This is a genomic window from Pseudomonas sp. GL_135 (genome assembly GCF_057834665.1).
On sequence record NZ_CM174408.1, the window covers coordinates 1,304,692 to 1,326,096 of the forward strand.

16 protein-coding genes are annotated in these 21,405 nt (G+C 60.4%); 9 read left to right on the top strand and 7 right to left on the bottom strand.

The window, feature by feature from the left end:
- Window positions 1-63: 63 nt before the first annotated feature.
- Both AC3ISG_RS05910 and AC3ISG_RS05915 read right to left on the bottom strand, forming a co-directional pair.
- On the bottom strand, window positions 64-534 hold the full coding sequence (locus tag AC3ISG_RS05910; RefSeq protein WP_122536645.1) for a MaoC family dehydratase: 471 nt from the start codon (window positions 532-534) through the stop codon (window positions 64-66).
- A 40-nt stretch (window positions 535-574) separates the two neighbouring features.
- Complete coding sequence (locus AC3ISG_RS05915; RefSeq protein ID WP_122622305.1) at window positions 575-1,519, bottom strand: alpha/beta hydrolase; 945 nt, start codon at window positions 1,517-1,519, stop codon at window positions 575-577.
- A gap of 226 nt (window positions 1,520-1,745) precedes the next feature.
- Here AC3ISG_RS05915 and fadD2 point away from each other — a divergent pair, with 226 nt between their 5' ends.
- The 4 genes from fadD2 (at window position 1,746) to AC3ISG_RS05935 (ending at window position 11,344) form a co-directional block, all read left to right on the top strand.
- Window positions 1,746-3,434 (top strand): long-chain-fatty-acid--CoA ligase FadD2, encoded by a 1,689-nt coding sequence (gene fadD2, locus AC3ISG_RS05920; RefSeq protein WP_272630735.1) that lies wholly within the window; start codon window positions 1,746-1,748, stop codon window positions 3,432-3,434.
- A 356-nt stretch (window positions 3,435-3,790) separates the two neighbouring features.
- The gene (gene fadD1 / locus AC3ISG_RS05925) at window positions 3,791-5,488 is read left to right on the top strand and encodes a long-chain-fatty-acid--CoA ligase FadD1 (protein ID WP_489298718.1); all 1,698 of its coding nucleotides are present in this window, start codon (window positions 3,791-3,793) and stop codon (window positions 5,486-5,488) included.
- A 595-nt stretch (window positions 5,489-6,083) separates the two neighbouring features.
- Window positions 6,084-9,995 (top strand): ATP-dependent RNA helicase HrpA, encoded by a 3,912-nt coding sequence (hrpA, locus tag AC3ISG_RS05930; RefSeq protein WP_489298719.1) that lies wholly within the window; start codon window positions 6,084-6,086, stop codon window positions 9,993-9,995.
- A gap of 227 nt (window positions 9,996-10,222) precedes the next feature.
- Complete coding sequence (locus tag AC3ISG_RS05935; protein WP_489298720.1) at window positions 10,223-11,344, top strand: beta-ketoacyl-ACP synthase III; 1,122 nt, start codon at window positions 10,223-10,225, stop codon at window positions 11,342-11,344.
- Between the two features lie 174 nt (window positions 11,345-11,518).
- On the opposite strand, the gene AC3ISG_RS05940 is transcribed toward AC3ISG_RS05935, so the two are convergent.
- A complete protein-coding gene (locus AC3ISG_RS05940; RefSeq protein ID WP_122536651.1) occupies window positions 11,519-12,838 on the bottom strand; it encodes a putative porin in 1,320 nt (439 codons plus the stop codon).
- 290 nt (window positions 12,839-13,128) lie between these two features.
- Here AC3ISG_RS05940 and AC3ISG_RS05945 point away from each other — a divergent pair, with 290 nt between their 5' ends.
- The gene (locus AC3ISG_RS05945; RefSeq protein ID WP_205486966.1) at window positions 13,129-14,253 is read left to right on the top strand and encodes a GNAT family N-acetyltransferase; all 1,125 of its coding nucleotides are present in this window, start codon (window positions 13,129-13,131) and stop codon (window positions 14,251-14,253) included.
- A 159-nt stretch (window positions 14,254-14,412) separates the two neighbouring features.
- On the opposite strand, the gene AC3ISG_RS05950 is transcribed toward AC3ISG_RS05945, so the two are convergent.
- From AC3ISG_RS05950 to AC3ISG_RS05960, 3 genes are all read right to left on the bottom strand, one after another.
- Window positions 14,413-16,245, bottom strand: a complete 1,833-nt coding sequence (locus AC3ISG_RS05950; protein ID WP_122536653.1) for an ABC transporter ATP-binding protein — start codon at window positions 16,243-16,245, stop codon at window positions 14,413-14,415.
- 187 nt (window positions 16,246-16,432) lie between these two features.
- Window positions 16,433-16,990, bottom strand: a complete 558-nt coding sequence (locus AC3ISG_RS05955; RefSeq protein ID WP_122536654.1) for a peptidylprolyl isomerase — start codon at window positions 16,988-16,990, stop codon at window positions 16,433-16,435.
- 488 nt (window positions 16,991-17,478) lie between these two features.
- Window positions 17,479-18,405, bottom strand: a complete 927-nt coding sequence (locus AC3ISG_RS05960) for a LysR family transcriptional regulator (protein ID WP_122536626.1) — start codon at window positions 18,403-18,405, stop codon at window positions 17,479-17,481.
- Between the two features lie 50 nt (window positions 18,406-18,455).
- On the opposite strand from AC3ISG_RS05960, the gene AC3ISG_RS05965 reads away from it, so the two are divergent.
- The 3 genes from AC3ISG_RS05965 to AC3ISG_RS05975 all read left to right on the top strand — a co-directional run bounded on the left by AC3ISG_RS05965 (window position 18,456) and on the right by AC3ISG_RS05975 (window position 20,415).
- Window positions 18,456-18,770 (top strand): 3-phosphoglycerate kinase, encoded by a 315-nt coding sequence (locus tag AC3ISG_RS05965; protein WP_489298721.1) that lies wholly within the window; start codon window positions 18,456-18,458, stop codon window positions 18,768-18,770.
- A 389-nt stretch (window positions 18,771-19,159) separates the two neighbouring features.
- Window positions 19,160-20,026 (top strand): carboxylate/amino acid/amine transporter, encoded by an 867-nt coding sequence (locus AC3ISG_RS05970; protein ID WP_489298722.1) that lies wholly within the window; start codon window positions 19,160-19,162, stop codon window positions 20,024-20,026.
- A 152-nt stretch (window positions 20,027-20,178) separates the two neighbouring features.
- A complete protein-coding gene (locus AC3ISG_RS05975) occupies window positions 20,179-20,415 on the top strand; it encodes a hypothetical protein (protein ID WP_122536624.1) in 237 nt (78 codons plus the stop codon).
- A 129-nt stretch (window positions 20,416-20,544) separates the two neighbouring features.
- On the opposite strand, the gene AC3ISG_RS05980 is transcribed toward AC3ISG_RS05975, so the two are convergent.
- Window positions 20,545-21,309: an alpha/beta fold hydrolase gene (locus AC3ISG_RS05980; RefSeq protein WP_489299458.1), complete on the bottom strand. Its 765-nt coding sequence runs from the start codon at window positions 21,307-21,309 to the stop codon at window positions 20,545-20,547.
- On the opposite strand from AC3ISG_RS05980, the gene AC3ISG_RS05985 reads away from it, so the two are divergent.
- Window positions 21,268-21,405 carry a hypothetical protein gene (locus AC3ISG_RS05985; RefSeq protein WP_489299587.1) on the top strand — a complete coding sequence of 46 codons (138 nt, stop codon included), beginning with the start codon at window positions 21,268-21,270 and terminating at the stop codon, window positions 21,403-21,405. The two genes, AC3ISG_RS05980 and AC3ISG_RS05985, sit on opposite strands and share 42 nt — an antisense overlap.

The following is a 21,405-nucleotide window of genomic DNA, read 5'->3' on the forward strand; positions in this document are numbered from 1 at the left end:
TTGCCCTTTTTTTTGCGTGCTGTTTGCTCATGTGCGGTGGGGTCATGTTTGCTGAGAGCCGGCTCAACCCACGGTGATGGGCGGCAGCTCGGCCAGGGTCACGGTCTGCAGCTTGCGTGGCGCGAGGATTTCGGCCTCGCCATCCACCACCAGCTCATCGTTCTGATTGAAGACGCGGGTGGCGATGCGTACGCGGAACTTCGGCAGTTTCTCGAGGATTTCCAGGCGTACGGTCAAGGTGTCGCCGATCTTCACCGGCTTCTGAAAGGTCATCTGCTGGCCCAGGTAAATCGTGCCCGGACCAGGCAGTTCGCAAGCCACCGCCGCGCTGATCAACGCGCCGCTGAACATGCCGTGGGCGATACGATCCTTGAACATGCTCTTGGCCGCGAACTCGGCGTCCAGGTGCACCGGGTTGCGGTCGCCTGACATCTCGGCGAACAGCTGGATGTGACGCTCTTCGACGGTTTTGCTGTAGCTGGCGGTCTGGCCGACTTCGAGGGCTTCGTACGGCGTGTTGGTGACTTGGGTCATGGGGTGTCCTGTGACAGTTAGGAAAGGTGATTCACTGACGTCATTCGCTGCGGCGCGGCCTTGGCTGCTTCAGCGCCTGTTCCAGCCAGGCGAGCAGGTCCCGGGTGACTTCTTCACGATTGGTCTCGATGAGAATCTCGTGGCGCGCCTGCGGATAGACTTTCAGCGTAACAAACGGGTGGTCGGTGCCGCTCAAAGCGTCGGCCAGATGCGTGAGACGCTTGCCATCACTCACCGGATCACATTCGCCACCGATAATCAGGATTGGCAGCCCGGGATCGATCTGCGCCAGGTTCGAACGCTTGCTGATCTGTTGCAGGCCGCCGAGCAAGTCCATCCACAACTGATTGGTGCAACGAAAGCCGCACAGCGGGTCGTTGCTGTAGGCATCGACCTCGGCCGGATCACGGTTGAGCCAGTCGTAGCAGGTGCGGGCAGGTTTGAAGCGTTTGTTGAACGCGCCGAACGACAGGTGCTCGATCAACGCGCTGCGCCCTGTCGGCCCTTGCCGCCAGCGTTCAATGCGGGCGACCAGCGCCGCCGAGCGATAAAAAGTGACGGGGTGGTAATTCGAGCCGCTGAGGATCGCGCCCTGCAAACTGGCGCTGTGGTGCAGCAAATACCCCTGGGCGATGTAACTGCCCATGCTGTGACCGAGCAGGAACACCGGCACCCCCGGATGGCGCACCGCAACCGACGCTTTGAGGGTGGCAAGATCGCCGACCACTTTGTTCCAGCCATCCTGATCGGCGTAATGGCCCTGGGTGCCATAGGAAGCGGAATGGCCGTGGCCACGCTGATCGGCGCCATACAGGGCGAAACCTGCCCGCATCAATGCCATGCCCAGTCTGTCATAGCGCCCGCCGTGCTCAGCCATTCCATGGGAAAGCAGGATCACCGCTCGGGCATTGCCCATCGGCCTCCAGGCATGCACATAGAGGCGACTGTGATCTTGAGCGTCCAGCCAAAAAGCTTCGTGTTCCATCGCGGTTCCCTGGCCCCTGTAAAAAGTTGTCTCAAAAAACGCAGTGGCGAGCGCTTCGCTTGAGTGTATAGCGGTAGGCGGATGGCAGGCTGGTTACCGGCAAGATTCACACCGGTGATGACGTGCCGACGACTATTTGCCTTCTATGCCATAGCTGCTAACGTCCGGCAAACGCCCGTTTAAATACCACGGGGCCAGCACACTCAGGTAAGAGGATAAAAACAACATGCAACCTGACTTCTGGAACGACAAGCGCCCCGCTGGCGTTCTTTCTGAGGTGGACCTTCAGGCGTACACATCGGTGGTCGAGGTCTTTGAGCGCAGTTGCCGCCAATACGCCGATCGGCCGGCTTACAGCAACATGGGCGTCACCCTGAGCTACGCAGAGCTTGACCGCCATTCAGCAGCGTTCGCCGGTTACCTGCAACAGCAGACCGACCTCAACCCCGGCGACCGTATCGCCGTGCAGATGCCCAACCTGATCCAGTACCCCATCGCCGTGTTCGGTGCCATGCGCGCCGGCCTCATCGTCGTCAACACCAACCCGCTGTACACCGCCCGGGAAATGCGCCATCAGTTCAAGGATTCCGGCGCGCGCGCACTGGTCTACCTCAACGTCTTCGGCAAGAACGTGCAGGAAGTGCTGCCGGACACTGACATTGAATACCTCATTGAAGTAAAGATGGGCGACATGCAGTCGGCGGCCAAAGGCTGGCTGATCAACACAGCGGTAGAAAAGCTCAAGAAGCTGGTGCCCGCGTACCACTTGCCCCAGGCGATTGCGTTCAAACGTGTGCTCAAACTCGGCAAGGGTGATCGTCTGCAACCCGTGCCGCTGGCCCTGGATGATGTCGCCGTTCTGCAATACACCGGTGGCACCACCGGTTCGCCGAAAGGCGCGATGCTGACCCACGGCAATCTGGTCGCCAACATGCAGCAGGTCTATGCCTGCATGCTGCAGCACGGGCCGGACGGGCAGCCGATCTTCAAGCAGGGCAGCGAAATCATGGTGGCGCCGCTGCCGCTTTATCACATCTATGCGTTCACCTGTAATTGCATGTGCATGATGGTCAGCGGCAATCACAACGTGCTGATTACCAACCCGCGGGACATTGGCGGCTTCATCAAGGAGCTGAAGAAGTGGAAGTTCTCCGCGATGCTCGGCCTCAACACGCTGTTCGTGGCCCTCATGGACCATCCCGAATTCAAGCACCTGGATTTCTCCACCCTGCGTCTGACCAACTCCGGCGGCACCGCGCTGGTCAAAGCCACGGCCGAACGCTGGCTGGAGCTGACTGGCTGCCCGATCGTCGAAGGCTATGGCCTGACCGAAACCTCTCCCGTCGCCACCGCCAACCCCTATGGCAATCAGTCCAGGCTGGGCACGGTGGGCATGCCGGTGCCAGGCACCACAGCAAAGGTCATCAGTGACGACGGGGTCGAATTGCCCGTGGGTGAGCGCGGCGAGCTGTGCCTCAAGGGGCCGCAGATCATGCTCGGTTACTGGAACAAACCGGAGGCCACCGCCGAAGTGCTGGACCGCGAAGGCTGGCTGAAAACCGGCGACGTCGCGGTGATCGACCCGGACGGGTTCATTCGCATTGTCGATCGCAAGAAAGATTTGATCATCGTCTCGGGCTTCAATGTCTACCCGAACGAGATCGAGGACGTGGTTTCACGGCATCCGAAAGTGGCGAACTGTGCGGTGATCGGCGTTCCCGACGACCGTTCGGGCGAAGCTGTGAAGCTGTTCGTGGTGCCGAGGGATGCAACGCTGACCAGCGAGGAGTTGAAGGCATACTGCAAGGAGAACTTCACCGGCTACAAGATTCCCAAGCTCATTGTGCTGCGTGAGTCCTTGCCGATGACGCCGGTAGGAAAAATCCTGCGGCGGGAGCTGCGGGATATCGCCTGATCGTTCGGCGATTGCTCATCAGCTTCCAACCCCGGAAAAACGGCGTGTCCATCACGCCGTTTTTTTTGCCTGGTGATTTGCGGCTCGATTGAATCGGAACGCGTAAATGAACATCGACGTAAGGCATTTCCGACATTTAGGTTCATTGCTCTAAACGTGACCGTGGCCTATTCAAGAGTCATCGATGTGACTGGAGAGCCCGCTTTTGGCTCTAGGCGGCCTTTGGCAAAGCTGATACGCTCGCCCCGCTTTTTGTGCCATCGGCCAACAAAAAGCAGTGACTACACAATTCCAAACACAAGAAATCATCGCACCAAGCGGTGTGTAGAAACGCTGTCGCTGAGGAGTCGGCTTTTATGTTCGAAAACTTCTGGAAGGATAAGTATCCGACAGGTATCGCCGCCGATATCGATCCGGATCAGTATCCGAACGTACAGGCCGTATTGAAACAGTCCTGCGAGCGTTTCGCCAACAAACCTGCGTTCAGCAACCTGGGCAAGACCCTCACCTACGGCGAAATGTACGCGCTGTCCGGTGCATTCGCTGCGTATCTGCAACAGCACACCGACCTGCAACCCGGCGACCGCATCGCCGTGCAGCTGCCCAACGTGCTGCAGTACCCGGTCGCGGTGTTCGGCGCCATTCGTGCCGGGCTCATCGTGGTCAACACCAACCCGCTGTACACCGCGCGGGAGATGGAACATCAATTCAACGACTCCGGCGCCAAGGCGCTGGTCTGCCTGGCGAACATGGCGCACCTGGCCGAAAAGGTCGTGCCCAAGACCGGCGTCAAGCACATCATCGTCACCGAAGTCGCCGACCTGCTGCCGCCGCTCAAGCGCCTGCTGGTCAACAGCGTCATCAAGTACGTGAAGAAGATGGTCCCGCCGTTTCACCTGCCCAAGGCGATCAAATTCAACGACGTGCTGGCCAAGGGTCGCGGTCAGCGGGTGCAGGATGTTTCGCCGAACGGCGACGATGTCGCGGTGCTGCAATACACCGGTGGCACCACGGGCGTGGCCAAAGGGGCGATGCTGACCCACCGCAACCTGATTGCCAACATGCTGCAGTGTCGGGCGCTGATGGCGGCCAACCTTAATGAAGGCACCGAGGTGCTGATCACGCCGTTGCCGCTGTATCACATCTATGCTTTCACCTTTCACTGCATGGCGATGATGCTGAGCGGCAACCACAACGTGCTGATCAGCAACCCGCGTGATCTGTCGGCGATGGTGAAAGAGTTGTCGAAGTGGAAGTTTTCCGGTTTTGTCGGGCTCAACACGCTGTTCGTCGCGCTGTGCAACAACGCCGACTTCCGCCACCTGGATTTCTCTTCACTGAAGCTCACCCTGTCAGGCGGCATGGCCCTGCAAACCGCTGCCGCCGAGCGCTGGAAAGAAGTGACCGGCTGCTCGATCTGCGAAGGTTACGGCATGACAGAAACCAGCCCGGTGGCGTCGGTGAACCCGTTCCAGAAGATCCAGATGGGCACCATCGGCATTCCCGTGCCCTCGACGCTGTGCAAGACCATCAACGACGCTGGCGAAGAGCTGCCGTTGGGCGAAGTGGGCGAGCTGTGCATCAAGGGCCCGCAGGTGATGAAGGGCTACTGGCAGAACCAGGCCGCCACCGACGACATGCTGGATGCCGACGGTTGGTTGAAGACCGGCGACATCGCGATCATCCAGCCGGATGGCTACATGCGCATTGTTGATCGCAAGAAAGACATGATTCTGGTCTCCGGCTTCAACGTGTACCCGAACGAACTGGAAGACGTGCTGGCAACTTTGCCGGGCGTGCTGCAGTGCGCGGCCATCGGCATTCCGGACGAGAAATCCGGCGAGGCGATTAAACTGTTCGTGGTGTGCAAACCCGGCACGACCCTGAGCAAGGATCAGGTCATGGAGCACATGCGCGCCAACGTCACCGCTTATAAAGTGCCGCGCAGCGTGGAATTCCGCGACGCCCTGCCGACCACCAACGTCGGCAAGATCCTGCGCCGCGAACTGCGTGACGAAGAGCTGAAAAAGCTGGCGCTGAAAAAACCCGCGTAAGTCAGCCGTTACACCCACAGATCCCGGCACCGTGGTCGGCCTAACGGCCTCGGGTTTCGCCTTCGGCGAGTTACTTGGAAAAGCACCCCAAGTAACCAAAGGTGCTTGCTCTCGGTTTGGCCCCGACTTCGTCGGGGTTCCTTCACTCCGGTCTCGCTCCGTGGGCCCGCGCCGAACGGACATCCATGTCCTGACGGCGCTCTCGCCGCATCCATGCGGCTCGGCCCACTGCGCGAGACCTGCGTTCAGCCTGCACCCAAGTCGCGATTTGTGGTGTTTGAGCCTTTTGCGTTGAAGATCAAAAGCAGATCACAAGCTTCCCGGCTAAAGCCGGTCCCACAGACCTACTGCGCACCCCCTGTAGGACTGGCTTTAGCCGGGAAGAGGCCCGCATGACCGCCATTAATTTTTTGGCATACACCCTCCATGTGGAGGCCGTCACCGACCTCGTGGCAGCGACCGGGGTGGCGCTCCACATTGCTCGCGAGGACTCACACCCTGCCCGTGAATGCCTTTGCGCCATAGACCTGCATCCGCCCCACCAAATCTGCGACAATCCGCGCCCTGCATTCAGATAGAAAGATTCCGCGCCCTGATGACCGACGATTCGACCTCCATCGACCAACTCTTCAAAAACCTCGACCACGCGATGATCAGCGATCGTCATCGCTTGCGCCGGCAATTGCATGAGCTGCGCAAGAAACCGGACGAGACGAAGCTGGCGCAGTGGGTCGAGCGCGTGCAGGCATCGTGTGCCCGTGTAGTCAGTCGCGCGCAAAGCGTGCCCGCCATGCGCTACGACGAAAACCTGCCGATCGCCGCCAAGCGTGACGAGATCAAGAAAGCGATTCTTGAACATCAGGTCTTGATCATCGCCGGCGAAACCGGCTCGGGCAAAACCACGCAGCTGCCAAAAATCTGTCTGGAAATCGGTCGCGGTCAGCACGGCCTGATCGGCCACACCCAGCCACGTCGTATTGCAGCACGCAGCGTAGGCAGTCGGGTCGCCGAGGAAGTCGGCACGCCTCTGGGCGGACTGGTGGGTTATCAGGTGCGCTTCGAAGATCAGAGCGACGAAAACACACTGATCAAGCTGATGACCGACGGCATCCTGCTCGCCGAAACCCAGCACGACCGCTTTCTTGAGCGCTACGACACGATCATCGTCGACGAAGCCCACGAACGCAGCCTTAACATCGACTTCCTGCTCGGTTACCTGAAAACCCTGCTGCCCCGTCGTCCGGATCTGAAGGTCATCATCACCTCGGCGACTATCGACCTTGAGCGCTTCTCCGAGCATTTCGACAAAGCGCCGGTCATCGAAGTCTCGGGCCGGACTTTCCCGGTGGAGACCTGGTACCGGCCGATGACCGCTCAGCAGGACGAAGAAGGTAACAGCGTCGAGGAAGACCTGACGGTCGATCAGGCGATTCTCGCCGCGCTGGACGAGCTGGCCGCCTTCGAACGCAGCGAGCGCAAATCCCCCGGCGATGTGCTGGTGTTTCTGCCCGGCGAGCGAGAGATTCGCGACGCCGCTGAAATGCTGCGCAAGGCGCAACTCAGACACACCGAAATCCTGCCGCTGTACGCGCGTTTGTCGCCGGCCGAACAGCAACGAATCTTCCAGTCCCACCCGGGCCGTCGCGTGGTGCTGGCGACCAACGTCGCGGAGACCTCGCTGACCGTGCCGGGCATCCGCTACGTCATCGACACCGGCACCGCACGCATCAGCCGCTACAGCTACCGCGCCAAAGTGCAGCGCCTGCCCATCGAAGCGATCTCCCAGGCCAGCGCCAACCAGCGCAAGGGCCGTTGCGGCCGAGTCGAGCCGGGCCTGTGCGTGCGCCTGTACAGCGAAGAGGATTTTCTCTCGCGGCCTGAATTCACCGATCCGGAAATTCTGCGCACCAACCTCGCGGCGGTCATCCTGCAGATGCTCCACCTGCGACTGGGCCAGATCACCGATTTCCCGTTCATCGAGCCGCCGGACGGCAAGGCAATCAGCGACGGTTTCAACCTGTTGCAAGAGCTGTCGGCGGTCGACCGCGAGAACAACCTGACGCCGATGGGCCGTCAATTGGCGCGCTTGCCGGTGGACCCGCGCATGGGCCGCATGTTGCTGGAAGCGGCGAAGCAGGGCAGCTTGCAGGAAGTGCTGATCGTCGCCAGCGCGATGTCGATTCAGGACCCCCGCGAACGTCCGCCGGAGCGTCAGCAGGCCGCCGATCAAGCCCACGCCCAGTGGAAAGATCAGGACTCCGACTTCGCCGGGCTGGTCAATCTGTGGCGTGGTTTCGAAGAACAGCGCCAGGCCCTGACCGCCAGTCCGCTGCGCAACTGGTGCCGGCGCAACTTCCTCAATTACCTGCGCCTGCGTGAATGGCGTGACTCCCATCGCCAATTGAGTTTGATCTGTCGCGACCTTCAACTGACGGTCAACAAAGAGCCGGCCGATTTCCCTAAATTCCACAAGGCGGTGCTCTCGGGCCTGCTCAGCCAGATCGGTCAGAAGACTGAAGATGGCGACTACCTGGGCGCGCGTCAGCGGCGGTTCTGGGTGCATCCGTCGTCGGGACTGGGTCGCAAGCGCCCGCAGTGGATCATGGCCGCTGAGTTGGTGGAAACCACCAAGCTGTATGCGCGCATGGTGGCGAAGATCGAACCGGACTGGATCGAACCCCTCGCCGGCCACCTGATCAAGAAAAACCACTTCGAGCCCCATTGGGAAAAGAAGCGCGGCCAGGTCGTCGCCTTCGAGCAGATCACCCTGTTCGGCCTCATCGTCGTTGGCCGTCGGCCGGTGCATTTCGGGCCGATCGATCCAGTGGTGTCCCGCGAGTTCTTCATTCGCGAAGGGCTGGTGCGCGGCGAAATCCAGTCCCGGGCCAAATGCCTCGCCGCCAACGCCAGGTTGCTGGAACAGCTCGACGAACTGGAAGCGAAGGCGCGTCGGCGCGACATTCTGGCCGACGAAGAAACCCTGTACCGCTATTACGACGAACGCTTGCCGGCGGAGATCCACCAGACCGCGACGTTCGACGCGTGGTACCGGATGGAAAGCCAGAAAAACCCCCAGCTGCTGATCATGCGCGAGGAAGATGTGCTCGCCCGGGAAGCCAGCGAGGTCACGGCCAACCAATACCCGGACACTTTGCGCCTGGGCGAACTGACGTTGTCGCTGACCTATCACTTCGAACCGAACCACCCGCGCGACGGCGTGACCCTTCGGGTGCCGGCGCCGCTGTTGCTGTCGTTGCCCGCCGAGCGCCTGGAGTGGCTGGTGCCGGGGCTGCTGGAGACCAAGTGCGTGGCGCTGGTGCGCAATCTGCCCAAGGCGCTGCGTAAGAATTTCGTGCCGGTGCCGGACTTCGTCAAAGCCGCGTTGCAGCGCATGGTCTTCGCCGAAGGCTCGCTGCCTCAGGCACTGGGCCGCGAGTTGTTGCGCATGACCGGCGTGCGGGTGACTGACGAAGCCTGGGCCGAGGCGGCGCAGCAGGTAGAAAGCCACCTGAAAATGAACCTTGAAGTGGTCGATGCCAACGGCAAGTTCCTCGGTGAGGGCCGTGAGCTGGATGAGCTGACCGCCCGTTTCGCCGAAGCTGGACAAGCCGCGTTGGCGGTGCCGCAATCGGCGAAAGGCCAGCAGCCGGTCGAGGCCAAGGGCTTTGCCGCAGTGGCCGAGAAGACTCAGCAGAAGATCGCTGGGCTGTCGATGACGGTGTATCCGGCGCTGGTGGAAGAGGGAGGTACGGTCAAGGAAGGGCGTTTCTCGACCCAGGCCGAGGCCGAATACCAGCACCGTCGAGCCCTGCAACGGCTGTTGTTACAGCAACTGGCCGAGCCAACCAAGTTCCTGCGCAGCAAGCTGCCGGGCCAGACCGAGTTGGCTTTGCTGTATCGCGATCTGGGTCGGGTCGATGGGCTGATCGAAGACATTCTGCTGGCGAGCCTCGACAGCTGCATCCTTGAGGGTGAAGCGACGTTGCCGCGAGACGGTGCCGGCTTGCTGTCTTTGGCCGAGCGCAAGCGTGGCGGTCTGACCGAGCATGCCGAGCGGCTGGCGAAGCTGACGCTGGAAATCCTCAAGCTCTGGCACGGCCTGCAAAAGCGCTTCAAGGGCAAGATCGATCTGGCCCAGGCCGTGGCGCTGAACGACATCAAGGGCCAGCTGAGCAAGCTGGTTTATCCCGGTTTCGTCCGCGAGACGCCGGCGGTGTGGCTCAAGGAACTGCCGCGTTACCTCAAGGCCATCGAAATGCGCCTCGAGAAACTCGGCAGCCAGGCGCAGAAGGACCGGGTCTGGAGCATCGAACTGGGCAATCTCTGGGCGCAGTACCAGACCCGCGCCGACAAACATGCCCAGGAAGGCAAGCGCGACCCGGAGCTGGTGGTGTATCGCTGGTGGCTGGAGGAATACCGCGTGTCGCTGTTTGCCCAGCAACTGGGCACCAAAGTGCCGATCTCGGACAAACGCCTGAACAAGCAGTGGACCCAGGTCGAGGGGTGATCCCCTCGGCCCGCAGTCCCGATTACATTACCCGATAGCGCGAAATGGCGGCCGTTATGGCAAACTTCGCGGCTAAACTTCATAGCGTCATAAACATCCGTCGTCCGCCAAGCGGGTTACTGCCTCGTTGCATTGGGACTTTCGTCCCAGAACCACCGACGCCCTGCTTGTGCTGGCTGTTCAGCTGCTGCCGTCAATGAGCTGCTTTTATCTCGAGAGGAACGACCGTGTACGAAGTCGTGATCAGTGGCACCGGGCTTTTCACCCCCGCCAACAGTATTTCCAACGATGAGCTGGTGCAGTCTTTCAATACCTACGTTGCCCAGTTCAACGCCGAAAATGCCGCCGCGATCGACGCGGGCGAGATTCAGGCACTGACGGAATCCAGCGCGGCGTTCATCGAGAAAGCCAGCGGCATCAAAAGCCGTTACGTGATGGACAAGGACGGCATTCTCGACCCCCAGCGCATGAAGCCTCGCCTGCCCGAGCGCTCGAATGACGAATGGTCGATTCTCTGCGAGATGGGCGTTGCCGCGGCCAAACAGGCCCTCCAGCGTGCCGGCAAGACCGCGGCCGACATCGACGGCGTGATCGTCGCCTGCTCAAACCTGCAACGTGCTTACCCGGCGATCTCCATCGAAATCCAGGCGGCGCTGGGCGTTCAGGGCTTCGGCTTTGACATGAACGTGGCGTGCTCATCGGCCACGTTCGGCATTCAGACGGCGTGCAACAGCGTCAAGCTGGGCCAGGCCCGCGCGCTGTTGGTCATCAGCCCTGAAATCTGCACGGCTCACCTCAATTTCCGCGACCGTGACAGCCACTTCATCTTCGGCGATGCGGCCACGGCGGTGGTGGTTGAGCGTGCTGATCTGGCAACCTCGCCGCACCAGTTCGACATCGTCGGCACCAAGCTGCTGACGACGTTCTCCAATAACATCCGCAACAACTTCGGCTTCCTCAACCGCGCGGCGGAAGAGGGCGAAGGCAAGGCGGACAAGCTGTTCGTGCAGGAAGGCCGCAAGGTGTTCCGCGACGTCTGCCCGATGGTCGCCGAGCTGGTGGCTGCACACCTGGACGAGAACCAGCTGAACGTCGGCGACGTGCAACGCTTCTGGCTGCATCAGGCCAACCTGAGCATGAACCACCTGATCGTGAAGAAACTGCTGGGCCGCGACGCCACCGTGGAAGAAGCCCCGGTGATCCTCGACCGATACGCCAACACCAGCTCCGCCGGCTCGGTGATCGCCTTTCACGAACACCAGGACGACTTGCCAAGCGGCGCGCTGGGCGTGCTCAGCTCGTTCGGCGCGGGCTATTCGATTGGTAGCGTGATTTTGCGCAAGAAATAACGCTCGTACACGTGACTGTGTAGCGCCAACGAAAAAAGCCCGGCGCTGCTCTGTCGGAACGGATGAGGGGGATCCGACAGGGCAACGGCGGGCATGAGGTCCAGCGACTTCAAGCGGCAGCAGCACGCCGCTTGAAGCTTTCAGCTTGTAACTTGCAGCTTATAGCTGCCTTCCTTAAAACTTCGCCAGCACGTCCAGTTGCAGCGTATTCGCATCCTGATCACGCGGCAGAGCAGAGGTCGCGAAGTCCGCTTTGGTCAGGAAGTACGTTGCACCGACGGCGAAGTTCTTGTCGATGTCGTAGGAAATCGCCAGCTTGTGACCGCGCGAACCAGTGGTGCCGTTGGCGAAGTCGGAGTCAGTGAAGGCACCCACCACAGCGTTACGCTGTGTATCGCGGTAGTTGTAGTCCAGACCGAAACCGAACACCTTGGTTTTCACACCGGCCAGCCAGGCGGTGTCTTCGTCGCTGTTGGTGGCGCTGTTGACTACGTATTGACCGTACAGGCCAACCGGTACTGCAAAGCCGGTCAGGTCCAGTTGACCGAAGCCTTCGTACAGACGGAAGTCAGTGGTGTTGTTGCCGTTGATGCTCAGGCCACAGAACGTCGTGCTGGTGCTGGCAGCAGCCGGATTACAGTCATTGGAGTTCTCGTAGTTGTAGACCGAACCGCCGACCGTCATTTTCACGTTGTCGGTGATCGCGACACGCGTGCCCAACTGGGCAGCGTTCAGGCGCAGGTCGTTCTTGAACTGCGTACCTTCGCCGCTGATGTTGTCTTTGAGGGTGTAGGTACCGGCGCTGCCGAACAGCTCGAACGCTTTGTTGATCGGCAGGCTGTAAGTCGCGGCCAGACCTTCAGGGTTGATGTCGTTGTCCCAGATCACGTCGCCTTCGCTGACCCATGGCTGAGCCATTTTGCCGCCGATGACGTGCAGGTTCTTGATGTTGGTCGGGTGGTAATCGATGAAGCCCTGATCCAGCCACAGGTCTTTCTTGGTGAAGTAGTCGTTCTGATCAACGTTTGTCGAGTTGGCCTTGTTGTCGCCACCGGTGGCGATGCGGATACCGGTGCTGACCTGCGGGTTGATCTCGCTGTAGGCACCGAGGCGCACACGGATACGCTGACGGTTTTTGTCCTGGCTGTTGTTCTGGTCGTCGATCTTGACCGTCTCTTGCCGAACGCGAACGTCGCCCTTGAATTGAGTCTTCGCCGCCCATGCCACTTTCTGCTCGAAGGCAGACAGTTCGGAGGACTTGGCAGCGGTGGCGGCGGCGATCTGGTCGGACGTCGCTTTCTGGGCCTGTTGCTGAGCCAGTTGGTCTTTGGTCAGCTCGGTTTGCAGTTCGGCGTACTGGGCAGGTGAAATCGAGCCGTTGGCCTTGAGCATGTCGAGCAGTTTCGCGTCGACTGCGGCGCTGGCCGGAACGCTCATGGCCAGCAGCACACCACCACACAGGGCTGCCGCAGTTTTCGTGGAAGCAAGACGCATATCAATCTCCGTAATCGAGAAGGGATGACCGAATCATCCAGGGATCAACCGACCAAAGGCGGGCGGGAAAAAATCGGAAGTCTTAGAACCTCTGGCTCTAAAAACAGGCGCCAGTATTGCCAGCGTTTATGACGAAACGGTGGCGAAGTGATGTCATGTCGATGACATGTGAAAATTTTGTCGAAGCCGCGGGCTAGAGCGGCGGATCGAGTAAATTCACGTGCAGGCCCTGTTAATAAGTGATACTGCGCAAACGTTAGCGACCACCGGACTGGACCAGGAGTGGCGAGATGTCGTTACACCGTTTGGATAAACTGTCGGACCTGGCGCCTGAACAGTGGGACGCCCTGATACCGGGCGATTCACCGTTTCTGCGCCATGCGTTTCTCAGTTCGCTGGAAGACAGCGGCAGCCTCGGACCGCGTTCCGGCTGGCGGGCCGAGCACTTGCTGCATTACGAGGGCGAGCAGCTGATCGCTGCGCTGCCGGCGTACCGCAAGTGGCACTCTTACGGCGAATACGTCTTCGATCACGCCTGGGCGGACGCCTGTCGTCGCGCCGGGCTGGCCTATTACCCCAAGCTGCTGGTAGCAGTGCCGTTCAGCCCGGTAAGCGGGCCTCGGCTGCTGGCGAAGACACCCGAAGACGGCCGCGAACTGCTCGCCTGCCTGCCGGGCTATGCCCAGGGCGAGGAGCTGTCCAGCGTTCACGTCAACTTCACCGATCCGGTTGCCGACGCCTTGCTCGCCGAACAACCAGGCTGGCTGCAACGCATTGGCTGCCAGTATCACTGGCAGAATCGCGGCTATCGGGATTTTCAGGACTTTCTCGATGCCTTGAGCTCACGCAAGCGCAAGCAGATGCGCAAGGAGCGGGAGCAAGTGGCGGGGCAGGGCTTTGACTTCGACTGGCTCGAAGGGCACGAGCTGAGCGAGGCGCATTGGGATTTTGTTTACGCCTGTTATTCCAATACCTACGAAGTACGTGGGCAAACGCCGTACCTCACGCGGGAATTCTTCAGCCTTGTGGCAGAGCGCATGCCCGACGCAATTCGCGTGGTGCTGGCACGGCAAGGTTCGCGGCCGGTGGCGATGGCGTTCAGCCTGATTGGCGGGGACAGTTTTTACGGACGCTACTGGGGCTGTCTGGCCGAGTTCGATCGGCTGCACTTCGAGACCTGTTTCTATCAGGGCATGGATTACGCGATCGCCCACGGCTTCAAGCGCTTCGACGCGGGCGCCCAAGGTGAGCACAAGTTGATCCGCGGCTTCGAGCCGGTGATCACCCACTCGTGGCATTACCTGGCGCATCCGGGGTTGAGAGAGGCGGTGGCGGATTTCCTGACTCAGGAACGGGCGGGGATTCTGGCGTACGCCGACGAGGCCCGCGGGGCGTTGCCCTATCGGCAGGTGTAGCTCGATCTGTTTGGGTCCGATCAAGCGAGAGCAGCTTTGTTGGCTTCGCCCTGACACCGATGTCTCGTGGCAAGCTCAGCCCTTGTAGGAGTGAGCTTGCTCACGAAGGCGGCACCGGAACCTCCCGGGACATTCGCCGTGGGCCTATCTCTTCAAGGGTCAATCCACCCCGACAAACCCGCCCGTCTGATGCGCCCACAGCCGCGCATACAAACCTTTGTGGGCCAATAGCTCGCCATGGGTTCCGCTTTCAGCGATCACGCCGTTTTCCAGCACGATCAGGCGGTCCATCCGCGCGATGGTCGACAACCGGTGAGCAATAGCGATCACCGTCTTGCCCTGCATCAGCGTTTCCAGACTCTCCTGAATCGCCGCTTCCACTTCCGAATCCAGCGCGGACGTCGCTTCGTCCATGATCAGGATCGGCGCGTCCTTGAGCAGCACGCGGGTGATGGCGATGCGCTGACGCTGACCACCGGACAGCTTCACGCCGCGCTCGCCCACATGGGCATCCAGCCCGGTGCGGCCTTCAGAGTCCGTGAGCAGCGGGATGAACTCGTCGGCGCGGGCCTTGCGCATGGCTTCCCACAGCTCGGCGTCGGTCGCATCGGGTTTGCCATACAGCAGGTTGTCGCGGATCGAGCGGTGCAACAGCGACGTGTCCTGGGTGATCATGCCAATGTGTGAGCGCAGGCTTTCCTGAGCGACGTGGGAAATGTCCTGATCGTCGATCAGGATCCGCCCGCCTTGTACGTCATACAGGCGTAGGAGGAGGTTAACCAAAGTCGATTTACCCGCGCCCGACGGCCCGATCAACCCGATTTTCTCGCCCGGCTTGATGTCCAGGTTCAGGCCATGAATCACGCCTTTGCCCTTGCCGTACTGGAAGTTGAGGTTCTCAAATTTCACTTCACCACGGCTGACGGCCAGCTTCGGTGCAGCGTCCCGGTCGGTGATGCCTACCGGTTGCGCGATGCTCTGCAGACCGTCCTGCACCATGCCGATGTTTTCGAAGATGCCGTTGACCACCCACATGATCCAGCCGGACATGTTGACGATCCGAATCGCCAGACCGGTCGCCAGCGCGATCGCACCCACGGAAATCAGCGACTGGGTCCACAGCCACAACGCCAGGCCCGTGGTGGTGACAATCAGAATGCCGTTGAGCGTGGTGATCACGGAGTCCATTTCGGTGATCACGCGGCCGGCGAGCTGGGTCTTCTCGGTTTGTTCGCTGATGGCCTCGCGGGCGTACTGCTGCTCCGAATTGGTGTGGGCGAAGAGCTTGAGCGTGGCGATGTTGGTGTAGCCATCGACGATGCGGCCCATCAGTTTGGAACGCGCATCGGAGGAGATCACCGAGCGCGCTTTAACCCGCGGCACGAAGTACCGGAGGGCAAGGATGAACGCGATGATCCAGCTCAGCAGCGGGATCATCAGGCGCCAGTCGGCCTCGGCGAACAGCACCAGCGCGCTGATCGAATAGATCAGCACGTGCCACAACGCGTCCACTGACTGCACCGCCGAGTCGCGCAGCGCGTTGCCGGTCTGGACAATGCGTTGGGCGATGCGACCAGCGAAGTCGTTCTGGAAGAAATTCAGGCTCTGCTTGAGCACGTAACTGTGGTTCTGCCAGTTGATCATGCTGGTCATGCCGGGGCTGATGGTCTGATGCACCAGTAAGTCGTGCAGCGCAACGAAGATCGGCCGCAGCACCAGCGCGACGATGACCATCCACGTCAGCTCGAACGCATGTTCCTGGAAGAAATTCGGGTTGGGCGTGCCCTGGGCCAGGTCGATGATGCGACTCAAATAGCTGAACAGCGAGACTTCGATCAGCGCGCCGATCAGTCCGACCACCAGCAGCGCAGCAAAGCTGGGCCACACCTGACGCAGGTAATACAGGTAGAACGATGTGACGGTGTTGGGCGGGGCGGCGGAAGGGGCTTCGCGGAAAATATCGATCAGCTGTTCAAAACGGCGATAGAGCATTGGCAATGACGCCCACGCTTGAGCGGGCTCTCCTTTCAATGGGGTGATAGGCAGCGGCTTGAGAGCAGCTCAATGGCAGTCTTCGGTTCAGACCACAGCAAAACGCGATTGCTCACGCTGATTCAAAGGCCTTGCCCCTAAAATGCAAAAGCCGGGCAGGCGCCCGGCTTTTGCCCTTGCGACAGGCTTAGTTCACGCGCTTGGCCGTCTTGATGTAGATCGGGTCCACCGGCACGTTCTGCATGCCGCCTTTGTTGGCGGTCTGCACGTTGACGATCTGGTCAACGACGTCCATGCCTTTCACGACCTTGCCGAACACCGCATAACCGTAGTCGCGGGCGCCGTGGTCGAGCATTGCGTTGTCAACGACGTTGATGAAGAACTGGCTGGTGGCCGAGTTAACGTCCGAAGTCCGCGCCATCGCGACAGTGCCGCGCACGTTGTGCAGGCCGTTATCGGCTTCGTTCTTGATCGGGTCGTTGGTGGATTTCTGCTGCATCTGCGCCGTAAAGCCGCCGCCTTGCACCATGAAGCCCGGGATCACCCGGTGGAAGATAGTGTTGTTGTAGAAGCTGCTGTCGACGTACTTGAGGAAGTTCTGAGTGCTGACGGGCGCCTTGTCCTGGTTCAGCTCGATTTCCACATCGCCGAAGCTGGTGGTCAGCACAACGTGAGGCGCCGGAGCGGCCATCAGATTGCCAGCGAACAACACGGCAGCGGCGGAGAGGGCGATTTTCTTCAGCATGGGCAGAGTCCTGAAATTGATGTCGACTGCGAAAAAACAGGACGTAAGGGAAGCACGTTTGCGGGGATTTGGACAGTGGGGGCATGCCCCGCCCTGTTTTAGTGGGACCGGCTTCAGCCGGGAAGGGGCCGGTTTAATCACCCCCAAACCTGCGGTGTAACGCCCGACGCCTTCCCGGCTAAAGCCGGTCCCACAGGGTAATGCGGTGCATTCGTAGGACCGGCTTCAGCCGGGAAGAGGCCAGCATGATCACCCTCAAATTTGCGGTGTGACCCCTGACGCTTTCCCGGCTAAAGCCAGTCCCACAGGGTAATGCGGTGCATTCGTAGGACCGGCTTCAGCCGGGAAGAGGCCAGCGTGATCACCCTCAAATTTGCGGTGTGACTCCTGACGCTTTCCCGGCTAAAGCCAGTCCTACAGTAGACTGAGGGGACTGATTTATTTACAGCGCTTCACCGTAAATTAATCTGTCCCCGGATAGAGCCTATTCAAAGCATCTGCTGCGGCGCCGGGAAGGGCGCATCCAGCGGCGCGGTGTCGAAACTCTGAATCAGCTCAATCAGAATCTGCGTCGCAGGCCCGAGCGGTTTGTCCTTGCTGGAGTACAGATAGAACGTCGGATGCCGACTGCCGCCTTTATCAAGAGGCAGAATCTTCAGCACGCCCTCCCGGATTTCCCGCTCGATGATGTGGCGCGGCAACCAGGCAAACCCCAACCCGCTGCTGACAAACGCAGCTGCCGTCGCAAGGCTGCCAACTGTCCAGCGCTGTTCGGCACCGAGCCAGCCGACATCGCGCGGTTGATTGCGACCGGAGTCACGAATCACCACCTGTAACTGGCTTTCCAGGTCCTGGAAATTCAACTCACGCTGTAGTTGATGCAAGGCATGGCCAGGGTGGGCCACGGCGACGAACTCGACCTTGCTCATCTCATGACCCAGATACCCCGGAATGCTGAAGCCGCTGATGGCGAGATCGGCTACGCCTTCCAGCAACACTTCCTCCACGCCCGACAGCACTTCCTCACGCAGTCGCACCCGACATCCGCGGCTCTGTGGCATGAAGGCTGTCAGCGCCCGCACCAGTCGCGCGTTCGGGTAAGCGGCGTCGACCACCAGCCGCACCTCGGCTTCCCAACCCTGTTCCATGTGATGGGCCAGGTCTTCCAGCTGGCTGGCGTTCTTCACCAGTTGCCGCGAACGTCGCAACAAGACCTCGCCGGCCTCGGTCAGCACGGCCTTGCGGCCATCGATGCGCAACAGCGGAACGCCCAGCTGGTCCTGCATCCTGGCAACGGTGTAGCTGACCGACGACTGCGAGCGGTGCAGCGCTTCGGCAGCCTGAGCAAAGCCGCCATGGTCGACAACGGCTTGCAGCGTGCGCCATTGATCAAGGGTCACGCGGGGCGCTTTCATCTCTCGCTCCTGTTGTCCTAAGCTGGCGGTCCCTGAATGGAGACTGCCCCATGAAAAGAATCTGGTGTGTGCTGCTGGCGATGCTGCCGCTGAGCGCGTTTGCCTACCCGATCGACGTCGAGAAAGACATCAAGGGCGTGCAGGTGGACTACAACAGTCATGACGTCGCCTACGACATCGGCAACATCACCCTGAACAACTTTGGCGACGTTCCCGCCAAGTGCAGCGTGGTCTTTCGCAACGGGCCGGAGGCCCCACGCACGCGCCGGGTCCAGGTCGCGCCGAAGAGCAGCACCGAAGTTACCGCGAAATTCACCCGCGACATCGTCAAGCTGCGCATCTCCCTGAGCTGCGAGCCTCTGTAACCCGCGCATCAGCGTCGACGGAGCGTACTTCGGCTTCGTCGATAAAACAAATTCTTAGATGGGTTCTCGGCGATTGGCAGCTTCTTTGATCGAGACAGCTGCCGCTGACCGGCCAGGGAAATGAACGTTCTCTCGCGGGAGCGACCTCCCACACATCGCTTAATCGCCCGTTAATCCCGTCGCCTGATGATGCTCGTGTTCATCGACACTCCATTGGCACTCGTTCGCTCCTGAGTGCATTGCCCGATCGACCTGCAGGACTGCGCCGGGTCGATCGGGTTTTTTCTTTCCGGGTCCGGGATCGCTGCCAACGGTGGCCCGGCTGACCTGTTCAATAGACACGCCACGGCCAACCGGCTAAGGTCGCCGCCTTCAAAAAAGGGGCGACCATGGGCTATCTACTTTTCGTGACGCTGATTCAGGCGTTTTCCTTCAGCCTGATTGGCGTTTATCTGGCCGGGCACGTCGACAGCTACTTTGCCGTGCTGCTACGCGTGGTGCTGGCCGGCCTGGTCTTTATTCCACTGACGCGCTGGCGTCGTGTAGAGCCTCCCTTCATGCGCGGCATGCTGCTGATCGGCGCGCTTCAGTTCGGCGTCACCTACGTCTGCCTGTACCTGAGCTTCCGCGTGTTGACGGTCCCCGAGGTGCTGCTGTTTACCATCCTCACGCCGCTCCACGTCACGCTGATCGAAGACGCTCTCAATCGGCGCTTCAATCCGTGGGGCCTGCTGGCGGCGTTGGTCGCGGTGCTCGGCGCGGTGATCATCCGTTACGACCGGGTCGATCCGAACTTCCTCGGCGGCTTCCTGTTGCTGCAACTGGCCAACTTCACCTACGCAGCGGGGCAGGTGCTGTACAAACACCTGGTGGCCCGTCACCCCAGCGATCTGCCGCACTACCGCCGCTTTGGCTATTTCTACCTCGGCGCCCTGGCTGTGGCCTTGCCGGCGTTTCTACTGTTTGGCAACCCGCAGCATCTGCCGGATGCGCCTCAACAGTGGGTGGTGTTGCTGTTCCTCGGCCTGTGTTCCACCGCGCTCGGCATGTACTGGTGGAACAAAGGCGCTTGCCTGGTCAACGGCGCCACGCTGGCGGTGATGAATAACCTGCATGTGCCGGTGGGGCTGCTGATCAATCTGTTGATCTGGGGACAGAACGAGGACCTGGGCAAGCTGTTTTTGGGCGGTCTGGTGATTGTTTCGTCGGTGTGGATCAGTCGCCGCGGTATTGCTCAACGCCGGGCTGTTCTCTGAAACAGCCGGGTTAGACGCCCGCGTTAACGACATCAGCGAGAGTGATGTTAGATATCTGCATGCTTGGTTTTTCATGTTGGGATCAACCGAATAGATTGGCCCCAACGAAACGACTTAACCAACTTACCAGCAACTACGCGGAGATCTACATCATGAAAAAGTCCATCGCCTTCGGTTTCGCCTTGTCCATCCTGGCCGCCGGTTCTGCATTCGCCAGCCCTGAGCACATTAACCAACGTGCCATCGTCGACGCTTCCACTGCTACCGTTCTGGACAGCAAAGTCGCCAGCAAAGAGGCGGTCAAGCCTTTCGCTACCCAGACTTCGGGCACTGTGACCGTCGCTGAAAACCGTAAAGAGTTCGGTTCGAGCTACCAGCGTGAACGTTAATTCCTTGGGTGTTTGAATGCCCAAACATAAAAGCCCGGCAGACGCCGGGTTTTTTGTGGTTTGAATTAAAGTGCGTCGGGTTTACTCCGTTTTTATGCTCAGCTGATAACAACTTACCTTCAAACGTCATTAGATGTTGTGCATTCGCAAGAAGGGAACAAGTGCTGCCGCTACTTGTTCTGGAGCATCTTCTGGCTGCAAATGCCCACCCCGCGTTGGGCTGCCGGTCACGTTGGTTGCCCAGCGCCGCCAGATGTCGATGGGTGTCGGGCGGTTATCAGCGTGATCGGCATCCGGCCATAGCACCAGCACCGGGCACCGCAGCTTTCGCCCTGCCGCGAAGTCTGCTTCGTCCAGCGCAAGATCCTCATCCAGCGCAGACCGGTAATCTTCAATCATGGCCAGACGCACCGAAGGTCTGCGAAATGCCGCCCGGTAAGCTTCCATGGCCGCCGCGTCGATCACCTCTCGCCCCTCAGTCATCTTTTCCAGCGCGAAATCAATGAATGCATCCGGGTCAGCAGCCAGCAAGCGCTCGGGCAGGTCCGCCTGCTGAGCGAGCAAAAACCAGTGGAAGGCCTTGTAGGCGCCGCGAAAATCCATTGAGGCCAGCGCGTCCAGCGTCGGCACCACCGCGAGGGAGGCGAATGCGGTGATCCGCTCAGGGTGATCAAGGGCCATGCGATATCCGACCCTTGCCCCTCGGTCGTGGCCGGCCACAGAGAATCGCTTATGTCCCAGCTTCTCCATGAGTGCCACCAGTGCGTTCCCGACGCGGCGCTTCGTCCATCGAGGTGTTGTTTGCCTGATCAGGCTCGAGCCGTACCCTGGGAGGTCCGGGGTGATCACCGTATGAGTCAGCGCCAGCGCTGGTGCAATTCGCCGCCAGGCGATGTGGGTTTGCGGGTAGCCGTGGAGCAGGAGCACTGGTGGGCCATTACCCCCAATGACACCGGCGAAGCGAACTCCGCCTGCTTCCATGTCGAGTGA

Bases quoted from the DNA above. Each gene is read 5' to 3' on its own strand.
- AC3ISG_RS05910 (WP_122536645.1), bottom strand. From the start codon at position 534: ATGACCCAAGTCACCAACACGCCGTACGAAGCCCTCGAAGTCGGCCAG.
- AC3ISG_RS05915 (WP_122622305.1), bottom strand. From the start codon at position 1,519: ATGGAACACGAAGCTTTTTGGCTGGACGCTCAAGATCACAGTCGCCTC.
- fadD2 (WP_272630735.1), top strand. From the start codon at position 1,746: ATGCAACCTGACTTCTGGAACGACAAGCGCCCCGCTGGCGTTCTTTCT.
- fadD1 (WP_489298718.1), top strand. From the start codon at position 3,791: ATGTTCGAAAACTTCTGGAAGGATAAGTATCCGACAGGTATCGCCGCC.
- hrpA (WP_489298719.1), top strand. From the start codon at position 6,084: ATGACCGACGATTCGACCTCCATCGACCAACTCTTCAAAAACCTCGAC.
- AC3ISG_RS05940 (WP_122536651.1), bottom strand. From the start codon at position 12,838: ATGCGTCTTGCTTCCACGAAAACTGCGGCAGCCCTGTGTGGTGGTGTG.
- AC3ISG_RS05945 (WP_205486966.1), top strand. From the start codon at position 13,129: ATGTCGTTACACCGTTTGGATAAACTGTCGGACCTGGCGCCTGAACAG.
- AC3ISG_RS05950 (WP_122536653.1), bottom strand. From the start codon at position 16,245: ATGCTCTATCGCCGTTTTGAACAGCTGATCGATATTTTCCGCGAAGCC.
- AC3ISG_RS05955 (WP_122536654.1), bottom strand. From the start codon at position 16,990: ATGCTGAAGAAAATCGCCCTCTCCGCCGCTGCCGTGTTGTTCGCTGGC.
- AC3ISG_RS05960 (WP_122536626.1), bottom strand. From the start codon at position 18,405: ATGAAAGCGCCCCGCGTGACCCTTGATCAATGGCGCACGCTGCAAGCC.
- AC3ISG_RS05965 (WP_489298721.1), top strand. From the start codon at position 18,456: ATGAAAAGAATCTGGTGTGTGCTGCTGGCGATGCTGCCGCTGAGCGCG.
- AC3ISG_RS05970 (WP_489298722.1), top strand. From the start codon at position 19,160: ATGGGCTATCTACTTTTCGTGACGCTGATTCAGGCGTTTTCCTTCAGC.
- AC3ISG_RS05975 (WP_122536624.1), top strand. From the start codon at position 20,179: ATGAAAAAGTCCATCGCCTTCGGTTTCGCCTTGTCCATCCTGGCCGCC.
- AC3ISG_RS05985 (WP_489299587.1), top strand. From the start codon at position 21,268: ATGAGTCAGCGCCAGCGCTGGTGCAATTCGCCGCCAGGCGATGTGGGT.